Here is a 26,102-nt window from a genome sequence, read left to right on the forward strand (position 1 = left end):
CGCCTATCCCGTACGCGGCCGTGCCATCAGCCAGTCTTTCACCCTCGCCGATCCAGCCTCGCCACCAGCCGGTCCCCCGCCCACTGGATGCCGCAGACCAGGATGATCAGCACGATGACCACCGCGATCATGACGGACGTCTCAAATCGTTGATAGCCGTAGCGGATGGCGAGGTCGCCGAGGCCGCCGGCGCCAATGGCGCCGGCCATGGCCGAGGCACCGATCAGCGTCACCAGCGTCACCGTGAAGCCGGCGACGATGCCGGGCAGGGCTTCCGGCACCAGCACCTCGCGGATGATCGTCCAGCGGTTGCCGCTCATGGCGCGCGCCGCCTCGATCAAGCCACGGTCGACCTCACGCAACGACACTTCGGCAATGCGCGCGTAATAGGGCGTGGCGGCGATCGATAGCGGCACGATGGCTGCCCATGTGCCGATCGAGGTGCCGACGATCAGCCGCGTCACCGGGATCAGTGCCACCAGAAGGATGATGAAGGGCACCGAACGGAAGCCGTTGATGACGGCGCCGAGCGCCCGGTTCACCCACAGGCTTTCGGCAATCCCGCCGCGTTCGGTGGCGATCAGTGCCAGGCCGAGCGGCAGGCCGAAGACCAGCGAGATGAGGCCGGAGGCGGCTGTCATCAGGACGGTTTCCCAGATCGAACGCAGCAGAAGTTCAAACAGGATCGGCGACATGGCCAAGCACCTCCACCCGCGCCTGGCGGGTCTTCAGGAATGTGATGATGTCAGCGAGATGATTTGCACCGCTGCCGGGAACAGACAGGAACAGCGTGCCGACGGGCTGCTGCTGGATATGGTCGATGCCGCCGTGGATGAGGCGGAAGGCGCCTGGAACAGCCGTGGCAAGGTCGGACAGCAACGGGCCGCGTGCCGCATCGCCGGCCACGTCGACGCGCAGGATCGTCTCCGCGCCGGCCGCCGGCAGCAGCCGGGCCGCCAGTTCGGCTGGCAGCTGCGGCCGGATGGCGCCGAGCAGGCTTTTGGTGATGTCTGATTGTGGGTCGGCAAACACCGACCAGACCGGCCCTTGCTCGACGATGCGCCCGGCGTCGATCACCGCAACGCGGTCGGCGATCGAGCGGACCACCTCCATCTCATGGGTGATCAGAAGGATGGTCAGCCCAAGCTGCCGGTTGATGTCCTTGAGAAGGGCGAGGATGGAGCGCGTTGTTTCCGGATCGAGCGCCGAGGTGGCTTCGTCCGACAAGAGCAGCGCCGGGCGTGCTGCCAGCGCCCGGGCGATGCCGACACGCTGCTTCTGGCCGCCCGACAGTGACGCCGGATAGGCTTTTGCCTTCTCGGACAGGCCGACGAGGTCGAGCAGTTCGGCGGCGCGCTTCAGTCGCTCGGCCTTCGAGCGGCCCTCGATCTTCAGCGGCAGCGCCACATTGTCTTCGACGGTCTTGGCCGACAGCAGGTTGAAATGCTGGAAGATCATGCCGATGCGCCGCCGCAGCGGCTGCAGCTCGCGCTCGCCAAGCCGGCTGATCTCTCGGCCTTCGATGAACACCTCGCCGGAGTCAGGCCGTTCCAGCCCGTTCAGGCAGCGGATCAGCGTCGACTTGCCGGCGCCGCTGCGGCCGATGATACCGAGGATCTCGCCCTTGCGCACGGTCAGCGAGATGCCGTCGAGCGCCGCTGTCACACCGAAGCGGCGCTTCAGCTCGACGAGGCGCACGACGTCCTGAGACGCGTCGGGCCGGCCATGGGTCGGATCGGCGGTTTCTCCGGATGCCGTGATATGCTGGTTCATGATTGTTCCTGTTCCCGAAAACGCAATCGCGGCCCGCGCCTGAGCGCGGACCGCTGTTGCTCTCGAACCGGGCTTCCGGTCGACGATCGGATCAATAGGCGCTGAGGCCGGTGCCCTTGTAGACCTTGTCGAACTCGGCCTTCACCGCCTCGTTTTGATAGGAGGCCACCAGCGTCTTCACCCAGGCCTCGTTCTCGTTACCAGCCTTCACCGCGATGAAGTTGCGGTAGAGATTGTCGGCGATCGGCTCCTGCGCGATGCGGTTTTCCGGCGTCAGGCCGCTTTTCAGCGCCCAGTCGGTGTTGACCACCGCCGCGTCGAGATCCTCGACCGAGCGGCCCACAATGCCGGCGTCCAGCTCCTTGATCACCGCCTTCTTCGCGTTCTCGGCGATGTCGGCGGTGGTGGCCAGAATACCGGTGCCGTCCTTCAATTTGATCACGCCCTCGTTCTGCAGCACGCGCAGCGCACGGCCTTCATTGGATGGATCGTTCGGCACGCCGACGACCGCGCCCTCGGGCAGGTCGGCGACTGCTTTGTACTTCTTCGAGTAGAGGCCGATCGGCCACACGCCGGTATAGCCGACGCGCACGATATGATACCCTTGAGTCTTGATCTGGTTGTCGAGATAGGGCTGGTGCTGGAAGGCGTTGGCGTCGATTTCGCCGCGCTCCAGCGCCTCATTGGGCTGGGTGTAGTCGTTGAACACCACGGTTTCGATGGAGAGGCCCTTTTCGGCGGCCTGGGCGACGACGACTCGCCAGACATCCTCGTCCTCACCGCTGATGATACCCACCTTGATCGCCTTCTTGTCCTCGGCGAACGATGCGCCGGGCGCCATCAGGCTGCCGATCGCCACGGCCGAGGCGAACAGCAGAGCAAGGCCACTGCGCCGGTTGACGGTTGACCCCGGGGAAGATGGCAAAGTGTTCTTGAAGTCGGACATGATTGATCTCTGTGGTTGTGAAGTCATGGCAGCGAGGCGGATTGCCTAGCCTTGGTCACATCCTCAGAAATTCTATCAAGTTTATCAAAGAACGCCTTTCGCCGTTCTCGCCAAAGCCGGGAATATTCTCTCAAAATTTTCGCGTGAGTGAGAACGAGACGCCATTGAATCGATCGCCGCGGGCTACGATGCGATCCGCTGCGCTTCGGAAGTAAGATCGGACTCTCGGAAAAACCGGCGCTGACGCTAGGCTCAAAGCGCGATCCACGCCGTCTTCAGTTCCAAATATTTCTCCAGCGCGTGAAGCGACTTGTCGCGGCCGAAACCGGACTGCTTGACGCCGCCGAGCGGCACGGTGATGTCGGCGCCGCCGTAGGTGTTGACGTGGACGACGCCGGCATTGATGGCGCGCACCATGCGGTGTGCTGTGGAGAGGTTTGATGTCCACACCGCCGAGGCGAGCCCGTAGACGGTCGAATTGGCAAGCCGCACCGCCTCCTCCTCGGTCTCGAAGCGCATGACGCCGAGCACCGGCCCGAACACCTCCTCGCGGGCAAGCTGCATGTCTTGCGTGACATTCTCGAAGATCGTCGGCGCCATGTAGCTGCCGCCGGTCTCGGTGAGAATCCGCTTGCCGCCGGTGACGAGACGGGCACCCTCTTCCGTCGCCCTGGCGACGAAACCGAGGTTCTTATCCAGCTGTTCGGCGCTCGACACGGCGCCGACATCGCTAGTGAGATCGAGCGGATCGCCGACTTTCAGCCGCGTGGTTGCCGCGACAAGTTCGTCCATAAAACGGTCATAGACCGACGCCTGAACGAGCAGGCGCGAGCCGGCGACGCAGACCTGGCCGGAATTGCGAAAAATGCCGTTGGCCGAGAGGACGGCCGCCTGTTTCAGGTCGGGAGCATCGGCAAAGACGATGTTGGGCGACTTGCCGCCGAGTTCGAGGAAGACGCGCTTCAGATTGGAGCGAGCGGAATATTCGAGCAGCCGTCGGCCGACCGGCCCCGAGCCGGTGAAGGCGATGGCGTCGACATCCATATGCAGGCCGAGCGCTTCGCCGGTGACCGCGCCACGGCCGGTGACGACATTGAGCACACCGGCGGGAAGTCCGGCCTCGCTTGCCAATTCGGCCAACCGCAGCAGCGTCAGCGAAGCGATCTCCGGCGGCTTGACCACCACGCAATTGCCGGCGGCAAGTGCGGGCGCGATCTTCCAGGCGCCGATCATCAGCGGGAAATTCCACGGCACGATGACGCCGACGACGCCGAGCGGCTCCTTGTGGATCAGTCCCAGCACATTGTCGGCCGTCGGCGCGATCTCGCCATAGACCTTGTCGATCGCCTCGGCATAGTAGCGGATGGTGCCTGCCGCCGAGAGCGGTTCGGCCTTGTAGGCCATGCCGATCTCGGTGCCATTGTCGCGCACGCCGAGCACGGCGAGCTCGTCGGCATGCTTTTCGACCAGCTCGGCGAATTTCGTCAGCACCTTCTTGCGAAAGGCCGGCGCTGATCGCGACCACGAGCCCTTCTCGAACGCCTTGCGCGCCGACTTCACGGCGCGGTCGATATCGGCGGCGTTGCCGTCGGCGATGCTGGCGAACGGCCGGCCGTCGATCGGCGACGTCACCGGCAGGCTTGCGCCGCTTGTTGCCTCGATCTGCACGCCATCGATGAACAGGCCCCGTGCGCCGATCTCCGTCCTGCGCAGCGTGTCGATGGCATTCTGACTGATCATGGGTGACGGACTCCCAGGGAAACATGCAATGTGGTTGGCGCGCGGAATTCCCAGCCGCGAAACACCGGCTCCTTGCCAGGCACAAGGCTGAGATGGGGGAAGCGCAGAAGCAACAGCCTCACCGCAAGGCACATCTGCTCGCGTGCGAAAAACCGGCCCGAACAGAAATGATGGCCGAAGCCGAAGGCGGCATGATTGCCTTCGTCGCGGTTGATGTTGAAGCGGTCGGGATCGGCAAAGCGGCTCTCGTCGCGGCTTGCCGAGGAGACGAGTGCGGCGACCGCGGCGCCGGCCGGGATCGTCACGCCGCCAAGCTCCACCGCCCGCGTCGTCTGCCGCGTCTGCGTGCCGATCGGCGCCACCCAGCGCAGGCCCTCGTCGACCGCCTTCGGCACGAAGGTCTCGGGATCGGCGAGCACCTGCCGCATCTGTTCGGGATGGGCCAGCAGACCGGCCAGGATCGAGCCGGCGCCATGCCCGGGCTCCTGCATGCCGCCAAGCAGGATGACCTTGATGCTTGGCATCAAAAAATCGATTGGCCGCGTCGTGCCCTCCGGCATGCCGTCATGTAGCATATGCGACAGCGCGGAATCATCCGGCGTGTGGACAAGCCTTTCCAGCGTCGGCAAGATGGCGTCGCCGACCTCGGCACTGATCGCGTCGGCGATCTCCTGCCGCTTCGGGTCGTTCTCGAAATTGATGGCGCCCTGGGCAAGGCCATAGAACCAGCGGCGCAGCGTCGGCATGTCGATGTCGGCAAGGCCGAGCGAGCGTGCCAGGCTGAGCGTCGACACCGGTTCGAAATAATCGGCCATCAGCTCGGCGGAGCCTTGGTTGGCGATCCGGCCGAGAAAAGGTTCGGCAATCGACCGCACGAGGTCGCCGGCATAGGCGGCGACGGTGCGCGGCCGGTATTTCGGATCGACGCCTTGGCGCAGTTGTTTGTGCGTCTCGCCATCGGTGGTCAGGATGGTGGGCTTGCCGAAGGAGCGCTCGACCGGCGACGAGCCGACGACGGCGGAGAAGATGTCGGGCGACTTGGCGACGCTCTCGACATCCTTCCAGCGGGTGACGAACCACAGATTGACCGCGGGCACGAAAGCGACAGGCGCACTGCGCCTGAGCTCTGCATAGATCGGATAGGGATCGGCTTCCAATGCCTCGACGGTTATATTTTCGGCAAAGCTCAAATCCGCCACTCCCCTTGTGGTGTAGGGGCGGCGTGGCACGCCGCCCCTTTGCTTTTCTCAATCTTTCAGCGGCTGGCCGAGGTTTTCGAAGGCTATGGGATCGCGGCTCTTCAGCGCGCTGGCCAGCAGCAGGCCGACGATCGCGGCGATCAGCACCAGCCCCGGCAGGAACACGCCAAGAAAGCCGCCGGCCCCGGACAGGCTGCCGAAATTGATGACGATCAGGTAGATGATGATGACGAAAGCGATGAAGGCCAGCCCGGGCAGGATGGTGGTCTTCAGCGCGTTCTCCTGGGCTGCCGGGTTGGCGCGGAAGAACATCACCACGGCCAGCGAGGCCACCGCCATCATCACGATGACGCCGAGCGTCGCGACATTGGTCAGCCACGAAAACAGCGCCAGCACCGGATCGAGGCCGAGCACGGCGAACAGGCCGACGACGACCGCGGCGAGCACGCTCTGGATGACGGAAGCGACATGCGGGCTCTGGTGCACCGCATGCGTCACGCCGATCGTCTGCGGCAACAGTTTTTCGCGGCCCGAGACATAGATATAGCGCGCAACCGCATTGTGGAACGCCAGCACGCCGGCAAACAGGCTCGACACGAACAGGATGCTCATCGCCTGCGACAGCATCGTGCCGGCGTAACGATCCGACAGGCCGAACAGGAAGGTCGTCGGATCCTGCAGCCCTTGCAGCGTCGGCAGCAGCTTGTCGACACCGGCGCCGACCGCCATCAGCCATGCCGTGAGCATGTAGAAGACGCCGATCAACACGACCGAAAAATAGGTGGCGCGCGGAATGGTGATCTTTGGATCGCGGGCTTCCTCGGCATAGATCGTCGTCGCCTCGAAACCGATGAAGGCGGCAAAGCAGAACAGAATGGCGATGGCCGGCGAGCCCGATGTGATCTGGCTCCAGCTGAACGGCGCCGCCGACAGGCCGCTATCGCCGCCGGTCTTGAGGATGGCGATGTCGAGGACCAGAACCACAAGATATTCGCACAGCACCAGCACCGTTAGGATCTTGGCGGAGAGGTCGACCTGCCGATAGCCGAGCACGGCGACCAGCGCGATGGCGATGAAGCTCCACACCCACCAGGGCAAATTGATGCCCCAGCCGGCGAACAGGCCTGATGTCGCGGCGCCGAGCAGGCCCATGACCCCGATCTGCATGGCATTGTAGGACAGGATGGCGATCAGCGCGGTGGCGCCGCCGGCCATGCTGCCGAGGCCGCGCGCGGCATAGGCATAGAAGGCGCCGGCATTGCCGACATGGCGTGACATGGCGACATAGCCGACCGCGAACAAAAGCAGCAGGATGGTGACGATCAGATAGGTGCCCGCAAAGCCGGCGCCATTGCCCATCAGCATGCCGAGCGGCGTGCCGCCGGCGACGGCCGTGAGCGGGGCGGCCGCCGAAATCACCATGAAGGTGATGGCGCCGACGCCAAGACTGTTCTTGCGCAGCCTGTTGGCCGGCGCCTGTTCTGCAACTGCTGTCATCGATCCCTCCTGTTTGCAAACCCTTGAGTTCGCCGGCCAAATGGCCTGTCCCATGCACTCTGGCGGTTGGTTCATTATTTGAACCGCTATTTTGAATATAGACTTGCAAACAATGCCGATGCCTGTCAAGTTAATTCACACGTTAAATGATTATCCCGAACCGGGAGGCAAATTTGAGTACGGTCGGAAAAGCGATCTCGCTTCTGGAGCTGTTCAGCGTCGACGAGCCCGAGCTCGGCCTGTCCGATCTGGCGCGCCGCTCGGGCTTCGACAAGGCGACGACACGGCGGCTGCTGGTTGCGCTGGCCGGCCATGGTTTTGTCGAGCAGGATATCGGCACGCGGCACTATCGCCTCGGCGCCGGCCTGTCGCGGCTGGCGCGCATCCGCGAAGCGCGCTTTCCTTTCCTGCAGACAGCTGTTCCGCTGGTGCGGGACCTGGCAGCATCGACGGCCGAGACCGTGCATTTGTCGGAATTCGGCGTCGACAGGCTGGTCACCGTTCATGTCGAGCATCCGGCATGGGCGAACCGGGTCAACATCGACATCGGTCAATTGCTGCCCCTGCATTCGACCGCGTCGGGCATCGCCTATCTGGCCTTCGCCCGCGACGAGACCGTCAAGGCGTGCCTGACGGGTTCGCTCGACGCTTTCACGGCCCATACGCTGATCGAGCCGGCCGCCATCTCAAGATCCATGAGCGAGGCGCGCGAGCGCGGCTATTCGATCTGCGACCAAGGCTATGAGGAAGGTGTGATCAGCGTCGCGGCGGCAATCCGCGGGGCGGATGGCTTTGCGCTCGGCACCATCGCGGTGGCGGCGCCAAAGGCCAGAACGACGGCAGCCGCGATCACAGAGCGGGGACTTGCCGTGAGGGAGGCGGCACGGGAGATTTCCATGCGCCTCAACGGCGAAAACCTGCAAATCTTGAGGAGGCAGGCCTGATGTCCTCGGAGACAGCGCCCCGCATCCTGGTCATCGGCACGGGCGACACAAAGGCCGAAGAGCTGTTGTTCATGAAACAGTGCATCGAGCAGTCAGGCGGCAGCGCCGTGATGATGGACGTCAGCGTGCTTGGCGACCCGCCCTACAGCCCGGATCACGACAAGCACGCCGTGGCACGCGCGGTGGATGTGACGATCGCCGAGATCGTTTCGAGCGGTGATGAGAACACCGCCATGACGCTGATGGCCGGCGGCGCCGTGCAGCTGGTGCGCAAACTCCATCAAAGTGGCGAGATCGACGCCTTCATCGCCATCGGCGGCTCGATGGGGACAGATCTGGCGCTCGACGTGGCGCTTTGCCTGCCGCTCGGTGTGCCGAAATTCGTCGTCTCGACCATCGCCTATTCGCACCTCATCCCGCCCGAGCGCGTCGCGCCCGACCTGATGATGATCCTCTGGGCCGGCGGGCTGTACGGCCTCAACTCGATCTGCAGGCTGGTCCTGTCACAGGCCTGTGGTGCGGTCGTCGGCGCGGCCAGGATTTCGCTGGAGGCCCGCATGTCGGCTCCAGCAATCGGCCCGACCATCGGCATGACCTCGCTCGGCAGCAGCTGCCTGCGCTACATGAAGACGCTGAAGCCGGCGCTGGAACAGCGCGGCTATGACGTTGCCGTCTTCCACACCACCGGAATGGGCGGCCGCGCCTTCGAATCGATTGCCGGTCAGGACCATTTTTGCGCGGTGTTCGACTTCAGCCTGCAGGAAATTACCAATCATCTCGCGGGCTCCGTCGTCAGTTCCGGCACCGACCGGCTGGAGAATGCCGGCGCTCGCGGCACTCCGCAGATCGCCGCACCCGGGGCGGTCGACATGGTCGATCTGCCGACCTGGCAGGATTTGCCGGCTAAATTCTCGACGCGGCCCTTTCATGCCCACAACAGGCTGATCGCGTCGATCACCGTCGATGCCGACGATCGTCGGCAGGTCGCCAGGACCATCGCCGCCAAGCTCGGCGCCGCGAAAGGCCGCTCCGCCTTCATCCTGCCTACCGGCGGCATCCAGGAATGGGACGTGCAGGGCGAGCCGCTCTATGAACCCGAGGCTCTCGCGGCCTTCGCAGATGAAATGCGCAGGGCTATTCCCGCCGGGGTCGAGTTCCACGAGATCGACGCTCACATCAACAGCGACGACTTCGTCGGCAAGGCGCTCGAGATATTCGACCGCTGGGTCGAGGAAGGCATCGTCCCGCGCGGCAAGCCGGCCAAGGGAGTGGCAGCGTGAGCGCTGTTCCCGCCCAGGCGCTTGTCCTTGATTTCGGCGGCGTCGTCACCCGGACGCTGTTCGAGACGCATGCCTTGACCGAACAGGCGCTCGGCCTTGCGCCGGGAACGCTGCAATGGCGCGGGCCGTTCGATCCGGACAGCGATCCGCTGTGGCGCGCGATGCAGGCCGACGAGATCAGCGAGCGCGACTACTGGCGCTCCCGCACCAGTGAGGTCGGTCGGCTGGTCGGCGAGGACTGGCAGGCGATGGAGACCTTCGTCCAACGAGCGCGCGGCGCCGAGCCGGAAAAGGTGGTGCGGCCCGAGGCCGACAGCGCCATTCGCACGGTGCATGCGGCGGGTTTTCGGCTGGCGATCCTGTCAAACGAACTCGACCTGTTCTACGGCGCCGATTTCCGCCGGCGGCTGCCGTTGCTCGGCCTGTTCGACCTCATCGTCGACGCCACCTATACCGGCATCCTCAAGCCCGATCCACGCGCCTATGCCTTGGTCACCGAGGCGCTCGGCCTGCCTGCCGGCGCTTGCGTCTTCGTCGACGACCAGCAGCGCAATGTCGATGGCGGCTCTGCTGCCGGCATGCGCACGGTCCATTTCGACGTCGCTCGCCCGGCTCATTCCTATGCCGAGGCCCTCGGTCATTTCGGCCTCGTCCCAGTTGCCTGAGATTTTTTTGCGGAGTCCTCTATGCGCGACATCAATTTTCTCACCGAAACCAACGCCAAGCCGATCTGGCACCCGATGGCGCATCCGGCCGAGATGCGGGCCAACCCGCCAAAGGTGATCATGAAAGGCGAGGGTGTGATGGTCACCGACATCGCCGGCAACACCGTGCTCGACGCCGTCGGCGGCCTGTGGAACGTCAATCTCGGCTACAGCTGCGACCCGATCAAGCAGGCGATCGCCGACCAGCTTTCGGCGCTGCCCTATTATTCCGGCTTTCGCGGCACCTCGACAGGACCGTCGATCGAACTCGCCTACGAACTCTGCGAATGGTTTGAGCCAGAAGGCATGGTGCGGACCTTCTTCACCTCGGGAGGCTCGGATTCGGTCGAAACGGCACTTCGGCTGGCCAGGCAATACTGGAAGATCCGCGGCCAGGCCGACCGGACAAAATTCCTCGCCCTGAAGAAGGGCTATCACGGCACGCATTTTGGCGGCGCGTCGGTTAACGGCAACGCCAATTTCCGTCGCAACTACGAGCCGCTGCTGCCCGGCGTCTTCCACATTCCCGCGCCCTGGACCTTCCGCAACCCGTTCGATGAGACCGACCCGGTGCGGCTGGCGAAACTGTGCGCCAAGGCGCTGGAGGACGAAATCGCCTTCCAGGGCGGCGACACCATCGCCGCTTTCATCATGGAGCCGGTTCTCGGCGCCGGCGGCGTCATCGTTCCGCATGAGAGCTTCATGCCACTGGTGCGTGAGATCTGCGACCGCCACGAGATCCTGCTGATCGCCGACGAGGTGGTGACGGGCTTCGGCCGCACCGGCGCATGGTCGGGCTCGCGTCTGTCCGGCGTGAAGCCGGATTTCATGACCATCGCCAAGGCGATCACGTCAGGCTATTTCCCGCTCGGCGCGACCTTGATCGGCGGAAAAGTCGCCGATGTCTTCGAGGCCGACAAGACCAGTTTTGGTGCGATCGGCCACGGCTATACCTATTCCGGCCACCCGGTCGGCTGCGCGGCGGGTCTGGCGGCGCTTGCCGAGACCAAACGGCTTCGCCTGAACGAGAACGCGGCGGCACGGGGCGTCGAACTCGCGGCCACGCTGGAGGGGCTGAAGGCCAGGCATGCGATCGTCGGCGATGTCAGGTACAAGGGCCTGATGGCGGCGCTGGAGCTGGTCTCGGACCGCACGACGAAAAAGCCTGCCGACAAGAAGACCATGGCCGTGGTTTCGGAGGCCGCCTATGAGGCCGGCGTCATGCTGCGCGTGTCGGGCAACGCCATCATCCTGTCGCCGCCGCTCATCATCAGCGCTGCCGATGTGACGAAGATCGGCGAAGCATTGGATGCGGGCCTGTCGAAGGCCTGACGGGTTAGCTGGACACAACGGAGTTTCAAGACGCAATGAGCCAATCGCAAGAAGCACTGGTTAGCCGGCGTTCCCGCCTGCTCGGCGCGAAATCGCAATTGTTCTACGACGAGCCCGTGCATCTGGTGCGCGGCGAAGGCGTCTGGCTCTACGATGCCGATGGTCGGAAATATCTCGACGCCTACAACAATGTCGCACATGTCGGCCACTGCCACCCGCATGTGGTCGAAGCCCTGTGCCGGCAGGCCAGCCTGCTCAACACCCACACGCGCTATCTGCACACCGCCATCCTCGATTATGTCGAGCGGCTGACCGCGACCTTCGATGCCAGCCTGTCGTCCGCCATCCTGACCTGCACCGGCAGTGAGGCCAACGACATCGCGCTGCGCATGGCGCAGGCCGCCACCGGCCGCATGGGCGTCATCGCCACCGACGCCACCTACCATGGCAACACCACGGCGGTTTCGCAGCTCAGCACCCGCATGCCGCCGGTCGGTGGCCGCGCCCGCAATGTCAGGCTGGTGCCGGCGCCTGACAGCTATCGCCATCAGGATGCGATGGCCAACGGCAAAGCCTTTGGCGACGCGGTGCGCGAAGCCATCGCCTCGCTGGAGCAGGATGGCATCGGCCTGTCCGGCATCATCCTGTGTCCGCTACTCGCCAATGAAGGCTTTCCGACGCTCCCATCCGGATTTTTCGACGACGCGATGCGCGCGGTGCGTGACGCCGGCGGACTGGTCATCGCCGATGAGGTGCAGCCCGGTTTCGGCCGCACCGGCAGTCATTTCTGGGGCCACCAGCGCGCTGGCTTCGTGCCCGAGATCGTCACCATGGGCAAGCCGATGGGCAACGGCCATCCGGTCGCCGCAGTGGTCACCACCAAGGACACATTGGCGACCTTCCGCAACGCTTTCCGTTACTTCAACACCTTTGGCGGCAATCCGGTTTCCTGCGCGGTGGCCAATGCCGTCCTCGACGTCATCGAGCAGGAAGATCTCGTCGCCAACGCACGTGACGTCGGCGCCTATGCGCTCGGTCTGCTGCGCCCGCTGGCCGAGCGCCATGAATGCATCGGCGAGGTCAGGGGCGCCGGCCTGTTCTTCGGCGCCGAACTGGTTCACGACCGCGAGACGCGCGAGCCGGCGCCCGACATTGCCGAGCAGGTCGCCAACCGCATGCGCCACCGCGGCGTGCTGATGGGCAAGACCGGCATCCACGGTAATGTGCTGAAGATCCGCCCGCCCATGCCGTTCTCGCGCGACAATGCCGACGTCCTGATCGGCGCCCTCGACGAGGTGCTGGGTGAAGTCGGCGGAGTGAAGGCGTGAACGCTGTTTCCACGCAATCCGAGCCCGAGACGGCAGCCGATGTCACCGAGCTTGCCAAGCGCGCGCTCGAACATTGGGGCATTCGTGAGGGTGAGCCAGAGCTGCTGAAATTCCGCGAGAACGCGGTGTTTCGCGTCATCTTGCCAACAGGCCAGCCGGCCGCCATGCGCATTCACCGGCTTGGCTATCACACGGACGCCGCCTTGCGCTCGGAACTGCAATGGATGGGCTTTTTGCAAGCGGCCGGCATCGCCACGCCATCTGCGGTCGCCACGCCGGCCGGCGATCTGTTCGTGCTTGTCAGCGCCAACGCCTCAGTGCAACCCCGGCAAGTCGATTGCTTGAGCTGGCTGGAAGGCCGCGCCGTCGGCGCGCGAGGCGTGCCGCTGGATTTTACGCCCGAGCAGGCAAGACAGGTCTTTACCGCGATGGGCCGAACCATCGCCCACATGCACAATGTCACGTCTGCCTGGACGCCGCCCGCCGGCTTTGCCCGCCATGCCTGGGATTTCAATGGCTTCTTCGGCGCGAACCCGAATTGGGGCCGCTTCGAGACCTCGCCCTTCCTCGACGGCCCTCATCGCGAGCTGGTTTTCCAGGCGCGGGAAAAGGCCGTGAAGGCGCTGTCGGAGCATGAACGCAGCGCCCGCAATTTCGGCATCATCCACGCCGATCTGGTGCGCGAGAATGTGCTCGTCCATGACGGCGCGATCCGCATCATCGACTTCGACGATTGCGGCCATGGCTGGCACATGTACGACCTTGCCGTCGCGCTCTACCAGAACCGCGATGAGGCGATCTATCCGCTGATCGAGGCCGCTTTGCTCGAGGGCTATCGGCAGGAGCGGGCACTGACCGCGCGCGACATCGCCGCGCTGCCGCTGTTTTCGGCGTTGCGTGCCTTTGCTTTCCTCGGTTGGGTGCAGAGCCGCGTCGAAGGCGACATCACCAGGGATGTCGGCCAGCGTATGTCGGCCATCGCAGCCGATGTGGTGATTGCCTATCTGCGTGGCGAATAGGGCCGATCAATAAGAACTGGCGGGTCGTCAGCCCTTCGCGAAATGGATGCTGACCGTGCCCGAACTGCCGAAATCGGCGACGATCGTGTCGCCGGGCCGCGCCTCGACCGGGCGCACGAACGATCCCGAGAGCACCACCTCGCCAGCCGCGATCGACATGCCGTAGCGGGCGAGCCTGTCCGCCAGCCAGGCGATGCCCATGGCCGGGTGGTTGAGCACGCCGGCGCCGAGCCCGGTTTCCTCGACCTCGGCGTTGCGCGAGACGATGGCACCGATCCAGCGCATGTCGGCCTCATCAGGACGTTGCCGCCGGCCGCCGATGACGATGCCGGCATTGGCGGCATTGTCGGAAATCGTGTCGAAGAAGGTGCGCACCTTCTTCGTCTCCGCATTGACGCGCTCGATGCGCGTGTCGAGGATTTCCAGCGACGGGGTGATGTAGTCGGTGGCGTGGAGCACGTCGGAGATGGTCACGCCGGGGCCTTTCAGCGGCGCCTTCATGACGAAGGCGATCTCGGCCTCGACGCGCGGCTGGATGAAGCGGCCGGCCGGCACCGTCGCGCCGTCATGGAAGAACATGTCGTCGAACAGCACGCCCGAATCCGGCGTGTCGATGGCAAGCGCGTACTGCATTGCCTTCGATGTCAGCCCGATCTTCCAGCCCTTCGGCTTCAGCCCGGCATCGATCTTTCGCGTCACCAGCGCCGCTTGCACGCGGTAGGCGTCCTCCATCGTCGCATCGGGAAAATCGAGGCTGAGCAGACGGATCTGGCGGCGCGACCGCTCGGCCTCGAACAGCCGTGCCGCGGCGTCTTCCACTTGCTCCGGGGTCATTGCGCTGCCTCGTCGACGACACCGTTTCTGAGCACGCCGATGCCTTCGGCCTCCACCTCGATCACGTCGCCGGGCTTCAGCCAGATCGGCGGCTCGAAGCGGGCGCCGGCGCCCGTCGGCGTGCCGGTGACGATGACATCGCCCGGCACCAGCGTGGTGAAGGTCGAGATGTAGTTGATGATCTTGCGGAAGGAAAAAATCATCCGGCTGGTGCTGTCCTGCTGGCGCAACTCGCCATTGACGCGGGTGGTCAGCGCGATATCGGCGATCTGCGCCTCTTCGCTGAACGGCACCAGCCATGGGCCGATCGAGCCGCTGCGGTCGAAATTCTTGCCTTGCGTGACGTTGAACTTGGCATGCCGCACCCAGTCGCGGATGGTGCCCTCGTTGCACAGCGACAGCGCCGCGATATGGCCAAGCGCGTCGGCCTCGGCAATGCGCCGGCCAGCCTTGCCGATGACGATGACGATTTCGCCCTCATAGTCGAGCTGCGGTGATTCCGGTGGCCGCACCAGCGGCGCGCCATGGCCGACGAAGGAGCGGGGAAAGCGGACGAACAGCGACGGGTTGGAGGGCGCAGCCTGGCCATCCTTGTACTCCTCGTTACGGTCGGGGTAGTTGACGCCGACGCAGACGATCTTTTCCGGCGAAGGCACCGGGATTTCGTAGGCGATGGCGTCGAGCGGGAAATCTGGGGCAAACGCCTCCGCCTCTTCCGCCAGCCGCCGCAAGGCGCCGGCCTCGATCACTTCCCGCAACGTCGGCCATTGGCCGTGGCGCGCCGACAGGTCGACGACGCCCTTGCCGGTGACCGCGCCATAGCGCGCCTTGCCGCCGACGGTGAAGGTGGCGAGCCGGCCATGTCCAGTCATCCGTGTCTCCTCGTAAGGTTCATAGTCACGGCGCAATGATCGGCGAAGCCGCCAAATCCGGCTGGCGTGCCTTCGCTCCGGCAAACACACTGCCCTCCTCGAACCAGCTTTTCGGCGCCGGCGCGCCCCACAGCGTCTGGCGTTGCGGGTCCTTGAGGTCCCATTTTATCGGCTCGAGGTCCGGATCGACCGTCTGGTAATCCGAACAGTAAATCTCGATGCGGTGGTTGTCCGGGTCTCTGACATAGAGGAAGAAGGCGTTGGAAATGCCGTGCCGGCCGGGGCCGCGTTCGATGTTCGGCAAATAGCCCGTCGTTGCCATCAGATCGAGCAGGTCGATGATGTTGAGCGGCGTCGGCACCCAGAAGGCGACATGGTGCAGGCGCGGCCCGATGCCGTTGGTGAAGGCGATGTCGTGCACGCCGCCCTTGCGGTGCGTCCACGCCGCCCACAGCCTTCCGCTGCTGGCGTCCTCGGTATACTCGGTCACCCGGAAGCCGAGCTCGTTGTAGAACGCCACCGATTCATCGACGTTCGGCGAGAAGCAGTTGAAGTGGTCGATGCGCAGTGGCTTGACGCCCTTGTACAGCGCATATTTCTGGTGGATCGGCGGCAGCCGCTCCATCTCCGCGTAGAATTCAAGCGGAATGCCGTGCGGATCGCGGGTGCGGAAGGTGCGCGACTGGTAAGGCCGCTCGACCCATTCCACCGGCAGGCCCTTGTCCTTGAAGAAATGCACTGCCTTGTCGAGGTCTTCATCCGAGAAGACCTTGAAGCCAAGGTCGCGCGCTTCGGCCGTGGCCGCCTTCTTCAGCACGATGCAATGGTGCCCACGCTCCTCCAGCGCCCTGAGATAGATGGTGTCCGATGTCTCGTCGGTGACCTGCAGGCCGAGCGTATCGACATAGAAGGCGCGGGATTTGGCGAGGTCGGTGACGGCCAGCTCGACATGGCTGAGGCGCACGATGTTGAAGGCGGGGTAGAGATTGGGCTTGGGCAAGGGCATCTGATTTCCTCCGGTCAGCCGCCGAGTTTCTGGATCGCGTGCGCCGTCGTCGCAAAGGCTATGTTCTTCGTCTCCATGTAGAAGTCGAAGGAATGGTCCCCGCCGTCGCGGCCGATGCCGGAATTCTTGACGCCGCCGAACGGTGTCGGCAAATGGCGCACATTCTCGGAATTGACCCAGATCATGCCGGCATCGAGCGCGTCTGTGAAGCGGAAGGCGCGGGTGACGTCCGAGGTCCAGAGATAGCCGGTCAGGCCGTATTGCGTGTCGTTGGCCAGCGCAAGCGCCTCGGCCTCGTCGTTGAAGGGAATGGCGCTCAGCACCGGCCCGAAAATCTCCTCCTGCGCAATGCGCATGCCGTTGGTGACGTTGGTGAACAGTGTCGGGCCGACATAACAGCCGCCGCCCGGCCCATCGACCTTGCCGCCGCCGACGGCGAGCGTGGCCCCCTCCGACCTGCCGATGTCGATATAGGACAGCACCTTCTTCTCATGCACCGGATGGATGAGCGGGCCGACCACCGTTTTCGGATCGAGCGGATGGCCGACGACGATGCGCTTCGCCCTCTCCGCGATTTTGGCGGTGAAGCTTTCATAGATCGAAGCTTCGACCAGCAGTCGCGACGACGAGGTGCAGCGTTCGCCATTCAGCGAATAGATCATGAATACGGCGGCGTCGGCGGCGCGTTCGAGATCGGCGTCGGCAAAGACGATCACCGGGTTCTTGCCGCCAAGCTCGAAATGCACGCGCTTCAGCGTGTCGGCGCCTTGTTTCATGATCATCGAGCCGGTACGGCTCTCGCCGACAAAGCCGATCGCCTTGATGTCGGGATGCTCGGTCAACGCCTTGCCGGCATCTTCACCCAGGCCGTTGACCAGGTTCCAGACACCCTTCGGCAGACCGGCCTCCTCGGCGATCTCGACCAGCAGGCGGGCGGTCAGCGGCGAAAATTCAGCCGGCTTATGAACCACGGTGCAGCCGGCCGCCAGCGCCGGCGCGATCTTCCAGGTCGACAGCATGAACGGCGTGTTCCACGGCGTGATGATGCCGATCGGGCCGATCGGAACGCGTGTCGTGATGTTGACCTGGCCGGACGTCCGCAGCGTCTCGCCGTCTCGGGCTTCGGGTGCACGGTCGGCGAAGAAGCGGAAATTCTCGGCACCCCGCAACGCCGCCTTGGCCATGAACTTCAGCGCCTGGCCGGTATCCATGCATTCGACGAAGGCTATCTCCTCGGCACGCGCCTCGATCGCGTCGGCGATTCTGTGCAGCAGCTTCTTGCGCGCTTCGCCCGGCATGGCGGCCCAGGCCGGAAACGCCGCCTTCGCCGCCCTGGCGGCGCGGTCGATATCGGCAGCCCCGCCGCGCGCGACACTTGCCAGCGGCTTCAGGTCGACCGGCGACAGCGTTTCGAACGTCGCGCCGTCGAGCGCCGGTACCGCCTCGCCGCCGATCTGGTTCAACACGCCATCGCGCCTGAAGCGGTCCATATAGGCCTCGGCCTTGTTCAGATTGCCTTGCAGGTCGGACATATCGGGTTCCGTCACTTGCCGCGCAGTCGCGGGTGGATTGCGTTTCTCTTCCAACTCAGCTCCGGGTCGATTTCCCGGATCTCGAGCGACAGGGCGAAATGCGGGGTCTCGAACAGCGCGGCGAGATATTCGCTCACCGCCGCGAAGACGGCTTCGCCGGTCCGCTTCTTCTCATCAGGGCTGCGGCCGGTGCCGATGCGAAACGACATGTCGAGAAAAGCGTTTTCCGGCAGACTGTCGGCCATCGCGTAAGCCTCGGCGCGAAAGGCCCGCACCCGCACGGCGCCGGTCTCGAACAGCCCGGTGTCCAGCACGGTGCGCAACACCAGCGCGCACAATTCGCCCATGTCGACCTTGGCATCGAGATTGGCTGAATACTCGATGGAGAAGTGAGGCACGGCGTTTCCCTGGTCTATTGCTTTTGTTGTAGTTAACGCGTTAATTACATGCAACGCCGACGAAGTCAAGTCTTGCATCGGCCTTGGCGCAACGATACGGGATGGCATGAACGGGCCCTGGCAGGGGGGATTCGGCCGAGGGAGGGGCCTGTTCGATCGCAAGCGTGGGAGGCTCTTTTTCTTGCTGCCTGAAAACACCCGTCGTTCTCTGCCAATGGCGCTGCTTCATGCCCGCGAAGCGGTGATGGCGCGGTTTCGGCCGATGCTTGCGGCGCATGACGTGACCGAACAGCAATGGCGCGTGCTGCGCGTGCTGAGCGAAGCCGGCCCGGTCGAGGCGACGGAACTCGCCGACCGCGCCTCGGTTTTGCCGCCCAGCCTGACGCGCATCATCAAGGCGCTCGAGGGCCGCAAATTCATCACCCGCAACAAGGCCGAAGGCGACGGCCGACGCGTCGTTCTAACCATTGCGCCCGCCGGTTCCGCCCTGATCGACGCCCTGTCGCCCGAGCGTCGCGTCATTTATGACGACATCGAACAGCGATTCGGCCACGAAAAGCTCAAGCAGTTGCTCGATCTGCTGGAGACGCTGATCGACGGCGAGAGCTGATCGTTCCGGCTACCTCAGAAGTTTCGACGGTCGCTTGGGTTGACGGCCCCGCATACCTTGGAAATGGCCGAAACACCCGAAGGGGGGGTCAGCTAACCTCGCAACCTCGCCCCTTCCGGATCGAAGAACGGTATCGGAGCCACCACCGCACGCGTCGGCTTACCACCAATATCAATGCTCAATTCGGTGCCGACAGCCGTGAAGGGCAGCCGCAGATGCGCGGTGGCCAGCACCTTGCCGAGGGAATAGCCGTGGTCGCTGTAGGTGATGATGCCGGCGTCCTCGCCATCGGCCAGAACCCTGGCATCGGTCGCGGCCGGCTTGTCGCCGTCGAGGATCAGTCCGACCCATTGCTCGTCGAGGCCGGTGTCGCGGACCTTGAGAAGCGCCTCGCGGCCGACGAAATCGCCCTTGTCGAACTTGATCCAGCGGTCGAGGCCGACATGGAACGGGGTGCGGCTCTCGTCCATGTCGATGCCGTGCGCCGGATAGGCCTTTTCCAGGCCCAGCGTGAACATCGCCAGCACGCCATAGGGTTTCAGGCCAAAGTCACGGCCGGTGCGCATCAGCGCGTCCCAGAGAGAGGCCGCCTCGTCGGCCGGCACGAACAGTTCGAAGCCGAGTTCGCCGGTGACGCCGGTGCGCGAGATCAGTACTCTCGTGCCGTTGATATGGCCCGACGTGAATGACCAGCGCTTCAGTCCATCCAGATCGGCATCCGCGATCAACGCTTTCAGCAGTTCGCGCGAGCGCGGACCCTGGATGGTCGGGAAGGCGATGGCCGCCGTGATGTCGGTGACATAGGCCTTGCGGCCCTGAGCGTGATGCTGCAGCCAGGGCAGCATCTTCAGCCGGTTGACCGAGCCGGTCACCAGCATGAAGTGCTCCGGGCCCAACCGAAACACGGTGAGGTCGTCCATGATGCCGCCATCCTCGCGGCAGACCGTGGAATAGCGGACCTGGCCCGGTTTCATGGCAGCGGCATGATTGACGATGACATGGTTGACCAGCGCCTCGGCGTCCGGCCCCTTGATATCCATCTTGCCCATGGTGCTGAGATCCTGCACGCCGACATTCCTGCGGGTGTTCAGGTGCTCGTCGGCAATGCCGGAATAAGTTTTGGCCGAGATGAAATCGCCCCCGACACGACCCATGGTGGCGCCCAGCCCGACGATGCTGCTGTAGAAAGGGGAACGCCGCTCAGCCAAGGAAGTCTCCATCGTTCAAGAAAACGGCAGCGCCAGGCAGCGCTGCCGGAAGGCATCTGTTGTCGTTCTCAGCTGCCGTAGACGTCGAAGGAAAAGTATTTGTCGTTGATTTCCTTGTACTTGCCATTGGCGCGCAGCGCGTCGATGGCCGCATTGAGCTTGTCGGCCAACTCCTTGTTGCCCTTCTGCAGGGCGATGCCGACGCCGGGGCCGTGTATGGCCGGATCGGCCGTCAGCGTGCCGAGCAGCTTGCAGCAGGCGCCGTCTGGCTTCTTCAACCACTCGGTCAGGATGATCGAGCCGTCCATCATCGCGTCGAGGCGGCCATTGGCCATGTCGGTGCGGGCATCGTCGCCCGTCGGATAGGCCTTGACCGTCGAGCCTGCATATTTCTGGTCGGCGAATTTCTGGTGGATGGTCGCGGTCTGCACGCCGAGCGCCTTGCCTTTCAGGTCGTCCGGCGAGGTGCCTGATATGGTCGAATCCTTCGGTACGGCGATGGCCGGCGGCGTCTGGTAGTATTTGTGGGTGAACTCGACCTTCTCGGCCCGCTCGGGCGTGATGGTGATGTTGATGATGGCGTCGAACTTGCCGGCCTGCAGCGCCGGTATGGAACCATCGAAATCCTGCACGCTGAACTCGCACTCGGCCTTCATCTCGGCGCATAGCGCCTTCCCCAAGTCGATGTCGAAGCCGCCCAGCGTGCCGTCGGCACTGGCGTAATTGAAGGGCGGATAGGCGCCCTCGGTGCCGATCCTGAGTTTTTTGTCCTGGGCGGAGGCGGCGCCCGTGGCAAGGGTGAGAGCGACGGAAGCGGCAAGCACGAAACGACCGAAAAGACGCATGTTCGAGTTCCCCGTTGAAAGCGGGAAGTCTACGGGCTTTCATGATCCCGGCGGAGACGGAAACGACATGCGCTGCGGCGATCGCGGCGCGGCGAGCGGACCAAGCCCTCACGATTGGTCGTGCGTTAGCCGGCGCGCTGCTTGTTCGTCGCTGTCCGGTCGATGCCGAGTTCGCCTGCCGAGAGGACAACGCCAAATTTTTCGTTGGCTTCCTCGACCGTATAGTAACCCAACGCCACGTCGCGCAGCACCAGATCCGGATCGCGCTGCAGCGGATCGCCGTAGCCGCCACCGCCCGGCGTGCCGACACGCACGCGGTCGCCGGCCTTGAGCGCGATGTCCTGCTCCTTGGACAAATGCGGCGGTACATGTTCCTCGCCGTTGCGGAAGACGGTCACCATGTTGACCGCGCCATCCCTGCCGCCGAGTGCGCCTTGGGGGCCGAAACGGCCGTGATCCATGACGAAAGAAGCACGGGCGTCGCCGCGCAGGATTTCGACCTCATAGGCGAGGCCGAAACCGCCGCGATGCTTGCCGGCGCCGCCTGAACCTTCGCGCAAGGCATAGTGGCGGTAGAGCACCGGGAATGCCTGTTCCATGATCTCGACCGGCGGCGATTTGGAAATGCCGATGGTCGAACAGCCATTGGTCAGGCCGTCATGGCCTGAATTGCCGCCATAGCCGCCGCCGGAGATCTGGTACATGACGTAATCGCGGCCGCGCGCCGGGTCATTGCCGCCGAGCGCGAAATTGCCGCTGGAGCCGGCGGGAGCCGCCGTCACCTTGTCCGGCAGCGCCTGCACCATCGCCGCGAACACCGCCTCGGCGATGCGCTGCGACACCTCAGCCGCGCAGCCCGATACGGGACGCGGATATTTGGCGTCGAGGAACGTGCCTTCCGGACGCTTGACGATCAGCGGCTCGAAAGCGCCAGCACTGATCGGCACATCCGGGAAAATGTGGCGCATGGCGAGATAGACCGAGGACAAGGTGGTCGCCAGCACGCTGTTCATAGGCCCGGCGCAAGGCTTGGACGAACCGGCGAAATCGAAGGTCAGCGTATCGCCCTGCTTGTCGACGGCAAGCGCGATGGTCAGCGGCTCGTTGACCACCCCGTCGGAATCGACAAACGCCTTGGAATGGTAGGTGCCGTCGGGAATGGCTGAGATGTTGGCGCGCATCTGCTCGGCCGCGCGGCGGCGCAGTTCGGCGATCGCCTCGACAACCGTTTCATCACCGTAACGATCCAGGATCCCATTGAGCCTGTCCTGACCGATCAGCAGTGCCGCAGCCTGGGCGCGGATGTCGCCGATGCGCTGGTCGGCGACACGGATGTTGGAGCAGATGATGGCGTAGATCTCCGGATCGAGCACGCCCTTCTTGAACAGTTTTACGGGCGGCAGTCGCAGGCCTTCCTGCTCCACGGCAGTCGCCGAGGCTGAAAATCCGCCCGGCACCGAGCCGCCAATGTCGGGCCAATGGCCGGTATTGGACAGCCAGCAGAAAATCTTGCCGTCCCGGTAGACCGGCATGGCAAAGCGCACATCCATCAGATGCGTGCCGCCGAGATAGGGATCGTTGACGATGTAGATGTCGCCCGGCTCCGGGGCCAAGCAGCGGCCATCGGCGATCATCTCGATCACCGTCCTGGTCGAATATTGCATGACGCCGACGAACACCGGCAGGCCCTGGCTGCCTTGCGCGATCAGCGAACCATCGACGGCCGAATAGATGCCGTCGGAGCGGTCATTGGCCTCGGCGATGACAGGCGAGAAGGCGGCGCGCGAGAAGGTCAGGTCCATCTCGTCGCAGACCTGCTGCAGTGCCGCCTGCAGGACCGAAAGGGTGATGGCGTCGAGCTTTGCCCTATCAAGATTTGGCATCTCAGGCCTCGCCAATGTCGATGATGATGTTGCCGTCGGCGTCGCTGCGTGCGCGGTCGCCGGGCTCGAGCACGGTGGTGGCATCCATCTGTTCGAGGATCGCCGGCCCTTCGATTTCAGCGTCGAGCGGCAGTTTTTCGCGCGCGTATACCGGCGTGTCGTGCCATTGGCCGGCGTACCAGACCGGCCGGATCTCGCGCCGCGCCTCGTCGAGCGTTGTCGCGCGCCCCGCCGGGTCGATCAGCCGCGACAGGTCGATCGCCGGACGCACGCCGGTCACCGAGGTGTTGAGGTTGACGAGGTTGGCGCGGATTTCCGGAAGCTCTACCTTGAAGCGGGCGAAATAGGCCTTTTCGAAAAGCTGCTGCAGCGTTCCCCGCGTCACCGAGGAAGACGGCAGTGCCACGTTGATGATGTGGGTCTGGCCGACGAACTGCATGTCGGCGGAGTGCGTGACGCGGATCGTCTCCGGCTTCACCGCTTCCTTACCTATCAGCTCTTCACCTTCGTTTCGGTGGCGTTCCAATACAGTGTGAAGCTGTGTTTCGTCGAGCACCGCCACCGGCTGGTTGATGGTGTTGACGAAGTCATGGCGCAGGTCAGCGACGACGCAGCCGAGTGCGTTGGTGATGCCCGGACGCGCCGGCACCAGCACCTTGGGCAGGCCGAGTTCGCGTGCCAGGGCCGTTGCGTGCAGCGGGCCGGCGCCGCCAAAGGCGAACAGCGCGAAATCACGAGGGTCATGGCCGCGCGACACCGAGACCATGCGGATGGCGCCCGCCATCTTCATGTTGCCGAGCCGCAGCACCGCGCCCGCCGCCTCGACGCCGGACAGGCCGGTCGCCTTGCCTATCTTGTCTTCGAAAATGCCGGTGACGCGCTCTGATGTGACGGGATTTTGGACCGCCAGCAGCTTCTTCGGCGCCAGCCGGCCGAGCACCAGATTGGCGTCGGTAATGGTCGGCTCGAGGCCGCCGCGTCCGTAGCAGATCGGGCCGGGATTGGCGCCGGCACTTTCCGGACCGATCTGGATCAGGCCGGCCGCATCGACGCGGGCGATCGAGCCGCCGCCGGCGCCGACCGTGTGCACCGCCACCATCGGCACATGGATCGGCATCGCATATTCGATCTCGATCTCGTTCGACACTGCCGGCTCGGCATTGCGGATCAACGCCACGTCGGTCGAGGTGCCGCCCATGTCATAGGTGACGAGGTTTTCGAAGCCGGCGCGTTTTCCCGTATAGGCGGCGGCGATGACGCCCGAGGCCGGGCCGGACATGACCGTCTTGGCCGATTCACGTGTGACGAAGCGGGCCGAGATCATGCCGCCATTGCCGTTCATGATCAGGAAGTCGCGGGCATAGCCTTTGGCGGCCAATTCCTTGCGCAGCCGCTCGACGTAGCGCTCGAGGATCGGCTGCACGGAGGCGTTGACCGAAGCGGTCACGCCGCGTTCGAATTCGCGCGCTTCCGACAGCAGCGCGTGGCCTGCCGTGATGTAGCCGTTCGGCCAGAGTTCGGTGGCGATTTCGACGGCGCGCCGCTCATGTGCCGGATTGGCGTAGGAATGCAGGAAATGGATGACGAGGGATTCGCAACCGGCCGCGATCAGCGTCTGCACGGCGTCGCGCATCTCGGTCTCGTCGAGCGGCGTGCGCACCGCGCCCGACGCTTCGACGCGCTCCGAGACTTCGAGCCTGAGATTGCGAGGAATGATCGGGACGAAGCTGCCGGTCATGCCATAGGCCTGCGGGCGCGTGCGCCGGCCCAGTTCGATCACGTCGCGAAAACCGCGCGTGGTGATCATGCCGGTTTTCGCCAGCCGGCGTTCGAGCACCGCATTGGTGGTGGTGGTCGTGCCATGCACGATGAGGTCGATGCCGCCGATCGGAAATCCGGTGGCGCCGAGTGCCGAAACGACACCGAAAGCCTGGTTGTCCACCGTGGTCGGCGTCTTGGCCAGATACACCCGGCCGCCGTCGCTTCCGTCGATCAGGAGCAGGTCGGTGAAGGTGCCGCCGACATCGATACCGGCGACGACATTTCCCCGGGAATTGCGCGCTTGCGCCGAAATATTCTCTTCCATCGTCGAAACCCGAAATGCACGGACTACGGATATGCGCCAGTTTGGAAAGCTGTTTTAAGGGAGCATCTTGACGCAAATATCGTTTGTATACTAATAAATTCCGGACACAAGAGCTTGCCGCTTTGCAGTGTGCGAACAGCCCGCCGGGATCTGAATGGTCCGGGCGTGCAGGTGAAAGTTTGGCGCCCGCGTCCACGGTTGGGCCAGAAGGTTGGATTTGATGAACACCACATCCGCTCTCAACACCGTCGGCGCCCGACCGCTGCAGTTCCCGATTCCGGCCAACGTCTATGCCGAAACCGTCGTCTCGGTGAAGCACTATACCGATCGGCTGTTCTCGTTCCGCATCACCCGTCCGCAGTCGCTGCGCTTCCGCTCCGGCGAGTTCGTCATGATCGGCCTGCCCAACGCCGAGAAGCCGGTGTACCGCGCCTATTCGGTGGCGAGCCCGGCCTGGGACGAGGAGCTGGAATTCTTCTCGATCAAGGTGCCGGACGGTCCGCTGACCTCCGAACTGCAGAAGATCCAGGTCGGCGATACGGTTATCATGCGCCAGAAGTCGACCGGCACGCTGGTGGTCGACGCGCTGACGCCGGCCAAGCGGCTGTTCATGATCTCGACCGGCACCGGCATCGCACCTTTCGCCAGCCTGCTGCGCGACCCCGACACCTACGAGAAATTCGATCAGCTGATCCTGACCCATACCTGCCGCGACAATGCGGAACTCACCTACGGCCAGGAGCTGGTCGCAGCGTTGGAAAGCGACCCGCTGATCGGCGAACTGACCACTGGGCGCGTCACGCTCTACAATTCAACGACCCGCGAGGACTCAGCGCGCATGGGCCGCATCACCGCGCTGATCGGCTCCGGCAAGTTCTACAGCGATCTCGGCATCGACAAGCTCAGCCCGGAAACCGACCGCATCATGATCTGCGGCTCGATGCATATGCTGAAGGACGTCAAGGAACTGGCCGAAAGCCTCGGCTTCGAGGAAGGTTCGCTGAGCCACCCGGCGACTTTCGTGGTCGAGCGCGCTTTCGTCGGCTGAGCCGCACCTGACATCTCG

The 26,102-nt window shown here is 64.2% G+C and carries 23 protein-coding genes; 8 read left to right on the top strand and 15 right to left on the bottom strand.

Translation table 11 applies throughout. From position 1 onward, the window contains the following. Positions 1–38: 38 nt before the first annotated feature. From AC0L3E_RS21385 to AC0L3E_RS21410, 6 genes are all read right to left on the bottom strand, one after another. Positions 39–695: a methionine ABC transporter permease gene (locus AC0L3E_RS21385; protein WP_473605563.1), complete on the bottom strand. Its 657-nt coding sequence runs from the start codon at positions 693–695 to the stop codon at positions 39–41. After that, entirely contained in the window at positions 676–1,773 is a 1,098-nt protein-coding gene (locus AC0L3E_RS21390; protein WP_128306897.1) for a methionine ABC transporter ATP-binding protein, read from the bottom strand. The genes AC0L3E_RS21385 and AC0L3E_RS21390 overlap by 20 nt, the downstream gene beginning before the upstream one ends. A 91-nt stretch (positions 1,774–1,864) precedes the next feature. After that, positions 1,865–2,719 carry a MetQ/NlpA family lipoprotein gene (locus AC0L3E_RS21395; RefSeq protein WP_128306898.1) on the bottom strand — a complete coding sequence of 285 codons (855 nt, stop codon included), beginning with the start codon at positions 2,717–2,719 and terminating at the stop codon, positions 1,865–1,867. 252 nt (positions 2,720–2,971) lie between these two features. Then, a complete protein-coding gene (locus AC0L3E_RS21400) occupies positions 2,972–4,459 on the bottom strand; it encodes an aldehyde dehydrogenase (protein ID WP_128306899.1) in 1,488 nt (495 codons plus the stop codon). After that, positions 4,456–5,649, bottom strand: coding sequence for a cytochrome P450 (locus tag AC0L3E_RS21405; RefSeq protein WP_473605565.1), 1,194 nt, complete (start codon positions 5,647–5,649; stop codon positions 4,456–4,458). The genes AC0L3E_RS21400 and AC0L3E_RS21405 overlap by 4 nt, the downstream gene beginning before the upstream one ends. Positions 5,650–5,706: 57 nt before the next feature. Further along, entirely contained in the window at positions 5,707–7,155 is a 1,449-nt protein-coding gene (locus tag AC0L3E_RS21410; RefSeq protein WP_473605566.1) for an APC family permease, read from the bottom strand. 173 nt (positions 7,156–7,328) lie between these two features. On the opposite strand from AC0L3E_RS21410, the gene AC0L3E_RS21415 reads away from it, so the two are divergent. The 6 genes from AC0L3E_RS21415 to AC0L3E_RS21440 are packed head-to-tail and all read left to right on the top strand — an operon-like array spanning position 7,329 to position 13,762. Continuing rightward, a complete protein-coding gene (locus AC0L3E_RS21415; protein WP_127328050.1) occupies positions 7,329–8,099 on the top strand; it encodes an IclR family transcriptional regulator in 771 nt (256 codons plus the stop codon). Beyond that, the gene (locus AC0L3E_RS21420; RefSeq protein WP_473605567.1) at positions 8,099–9,379 is read left to right on the top strand and encodes a Tm-1-like ATP-binding domain-containing protein; all 1,281 of its coding nucleotides are present in this window, start codon (positions 8,099–8,101) and stop codon (positions 9,377–9,379) included. Before AC0L3E_RS21415 ends, AC0L3E_RS21420 begins: the two co-directional genes overlap by 1 nt. Then, a complete protein-coding gene (locus AC0L3E_RS21425) occupies positions 9,376–10,044 on the top strand; it encodes an HAD family hydrolase (RefSeq protein WP_127266751.1) in 669 nt (222 codons plus the stop codon). Before AC0L3E_RS21420 ends, AC0L3E_RS21425 begins: the two co-directional genes overlap by 4 nt. A gap of 21 nt (positions 10,045–10,065) precedes the next feature. Then, a complete protein-coding gene (locus AC0L3E_RS21430) occupies positions 10,066–11,415 on the top strand; it encodes an aminotransferase class III-fold pyridoxal phosphate-dependent enzyme (RefSeq protein WP_473605568.1) in 1,350 nt (449 codons plus the stop codon). A gap of 35 nt (positions 11,416–11,450) precedes the next feature. Continuing rightward, entirely contained in the window at positions 11,451–12,743 is a 1,293-nt protein-coding gene (locus AC0L3E_RS21435) for an aminotransferase class III-fold pyridoxal phosphate-dependent enzyme (RefSeq protein WP_473605569.1), read from the top strand. After that, positions 12,740–13,762: a phosphotransferase enzyme family protein gene (locus tag AC0L3E_RS21440; protein ID WP_127266754.1), complete on the top strand. Its 1,023-nt coding sequence runs from the start codon at positions 12,740–12,742 to the stop codon at positions 13,760–13,762. Before AC0L3E_RS21435 ends, AC0L3E_RS21440 begins: the two co-directional genes overlap by 4 nt. 27 nt (positions 13,763–13,789) lie before the next feature. Here the strand turns inward: AC0L3E_RS21440 and hpaH are convergent, their stop codons facing one another. From hpaH to AC0L3E_RS21465, 5 genes are read right to left on the bottom strand one after another with little or no spacing between them, the layout of a single operon-like run. Beyond that, positions 13,790–14,596, bottom strand: a complete 807-nt coding sequence (hpaH, locus tag AC0L3E_RS21445; protein WP_473605570.1) for a 2-oxo-hept-4-ene-1,7-dioate hydratase — start codon at positions 14,594–14,596, stop codon at positions 13,790–13,792. After that, complete coding sequence (locus AC0L3E_RS21450; protein WP_128306907.1) at positions 14,593–15,468, bottom strand: fumarylacetoacetate hydrolase family protein; 876 nt, start codon at positions 15,466–15,468, stop codon at positions 14,593–14,595. Before AC0L3E_RS21450 ends, hpaH begins: the two co-directional genes overlap by 4 nt. A gap of 25 nt (positions 15,469–15,493) precedes the next feature. Next, entirely contained in the window at positions 15,494–16,474 is a 981-nt protein-coding gene (hpaD, locus tag AC0L3E_RS21455) for a 3,4-dihydroxyphenylacetate 2,3-dioxygenase (protein ID WP_127266757.1), read from the bottom strand. Between the two features lie 14 nt (positions 16,475–16,488). Then, positions 16,489–18,006: a 5-carboxymethyl-2-hydroxymuconate semialdehyde dehydrogenase gene (gene hpaE, locus AC0L3E_RS21460; RefSeq protein WP_292658027.1), complete on the bottom strand. Its 1,518-nt coding sequence runs from the start codon at positions 18,004–18,006 to the stop codon at positions 16,489–16,491. Positions 18,007–18,017: 11 nt separating this feature from the next. Next, positions 18,018–18,404 (bottom strand): 5-carboxymethyl-2-hydroxymuconate isomerase, encoded by a 387-nt coding sequence (locus AC0L3E_RS21465; protein WP_473605571.1) that lies wholly within the window; start codon positions 18,402–18,404, stop codon positions 18,018–18,020. Between the two features lie 214 nt (positions 18,405–18,618). Between AC0L3E_RS21465 and hpaR the strand changes: the two genes are divergently transcribed. Then, positions 18,619–19,014, top strand: a complete 396-nt coding sequence (hpaR, locus tag AC0L3E_RS21470; RefSeq protein ID WP_352582947.1) for a homoprotocatechuate degradation operon regulator HpaR — start codon at positions 18,619–18,621, stop codon at positions 19,012–19,014. Positions 19,015–19,106: 92 nt separating this feature from the next. Here hpaR and AC0L3E_RS21475 read toward each other — a convergent pair whose 3' ends face one another. From AC0L3E_RS21475 to AC0L3E_RS21490, 4 genes are all read right to left on the bottom strand, one after another. Further along, positions 19,107–20,222 carry an aminomethyl transferase family protein gene (locus tag AC0L3E_RS21475; protein WP_473605572.1) on the bottom strand — a complete coding sequence of 372 codons (1,116 nt, stop codon included), beginning with the start codon at positions 20,220–20,222 and terminating at the stop codon, positions 19,107–19,109. A gap of 68 nt (positions 20,223–20,290) precedes the next feature. Further along, positions 20,291–21,067: an ABC transporter substrate-binding protein gene (locus tag AC0L3E_RS21480; RefSeq protein ID WP_127320873.1), complete on the bottom strand. Its 777-nt coding sequence runs from the start codon at positions 21,065–21,067 to the stop codon at positions 20,291–20,293. Positions 21,068–21,192: 125 nt separating this feature from the next. Further along, a complete protein-coding gene (locus AC0L3E_RS21485) occupies positions 21,193–22,950 on the bottom strand; it encodes a hydantoinase B/oxoprolinase family protein (RefSeq protein ID WP_128306912.1) in 1,758 nt (585 codons plus the stop codon). A 1-nt stretch (position 22,951) separates the two neighbouring features. Continuing rightward, positions 22,952–25,036 carry a hydantoinase/oxoprolinase family protein gene (locus AC0L3E_RS21490; RefSeq protein ID WP_127328031.1) on the bottom strand — a complete coding sequence of 695 codons (2,085 nt, stop codon included), beginning with the start codon at positions 25,034–25,036 and terminating at the stop codon, positions 22,952–22,954. Between the two features lie 220 nt (positions 25,037–25,256). On the opposite strand from AC0L3E_RS21490, the gene AC0L3E_RS21495 reads away from it, so the two are divergent. Next, positions 25,257–26,084 (top strand): ferredoxin--NADP reductase, encoded by an 828-nt coding sequence (locus AC0L3E_RS21495; protein ID WP_352730253.1) that lies wholly within the window; start codon positions 25,257–25,259, stop codon positions 26,082–26,084. Positions 26,085–26,102 lie beyond the last annotated feature (18 nt).

This window comes from Mesorhizobium sp. WSM4822 (genome assembly GCF_055811155.1).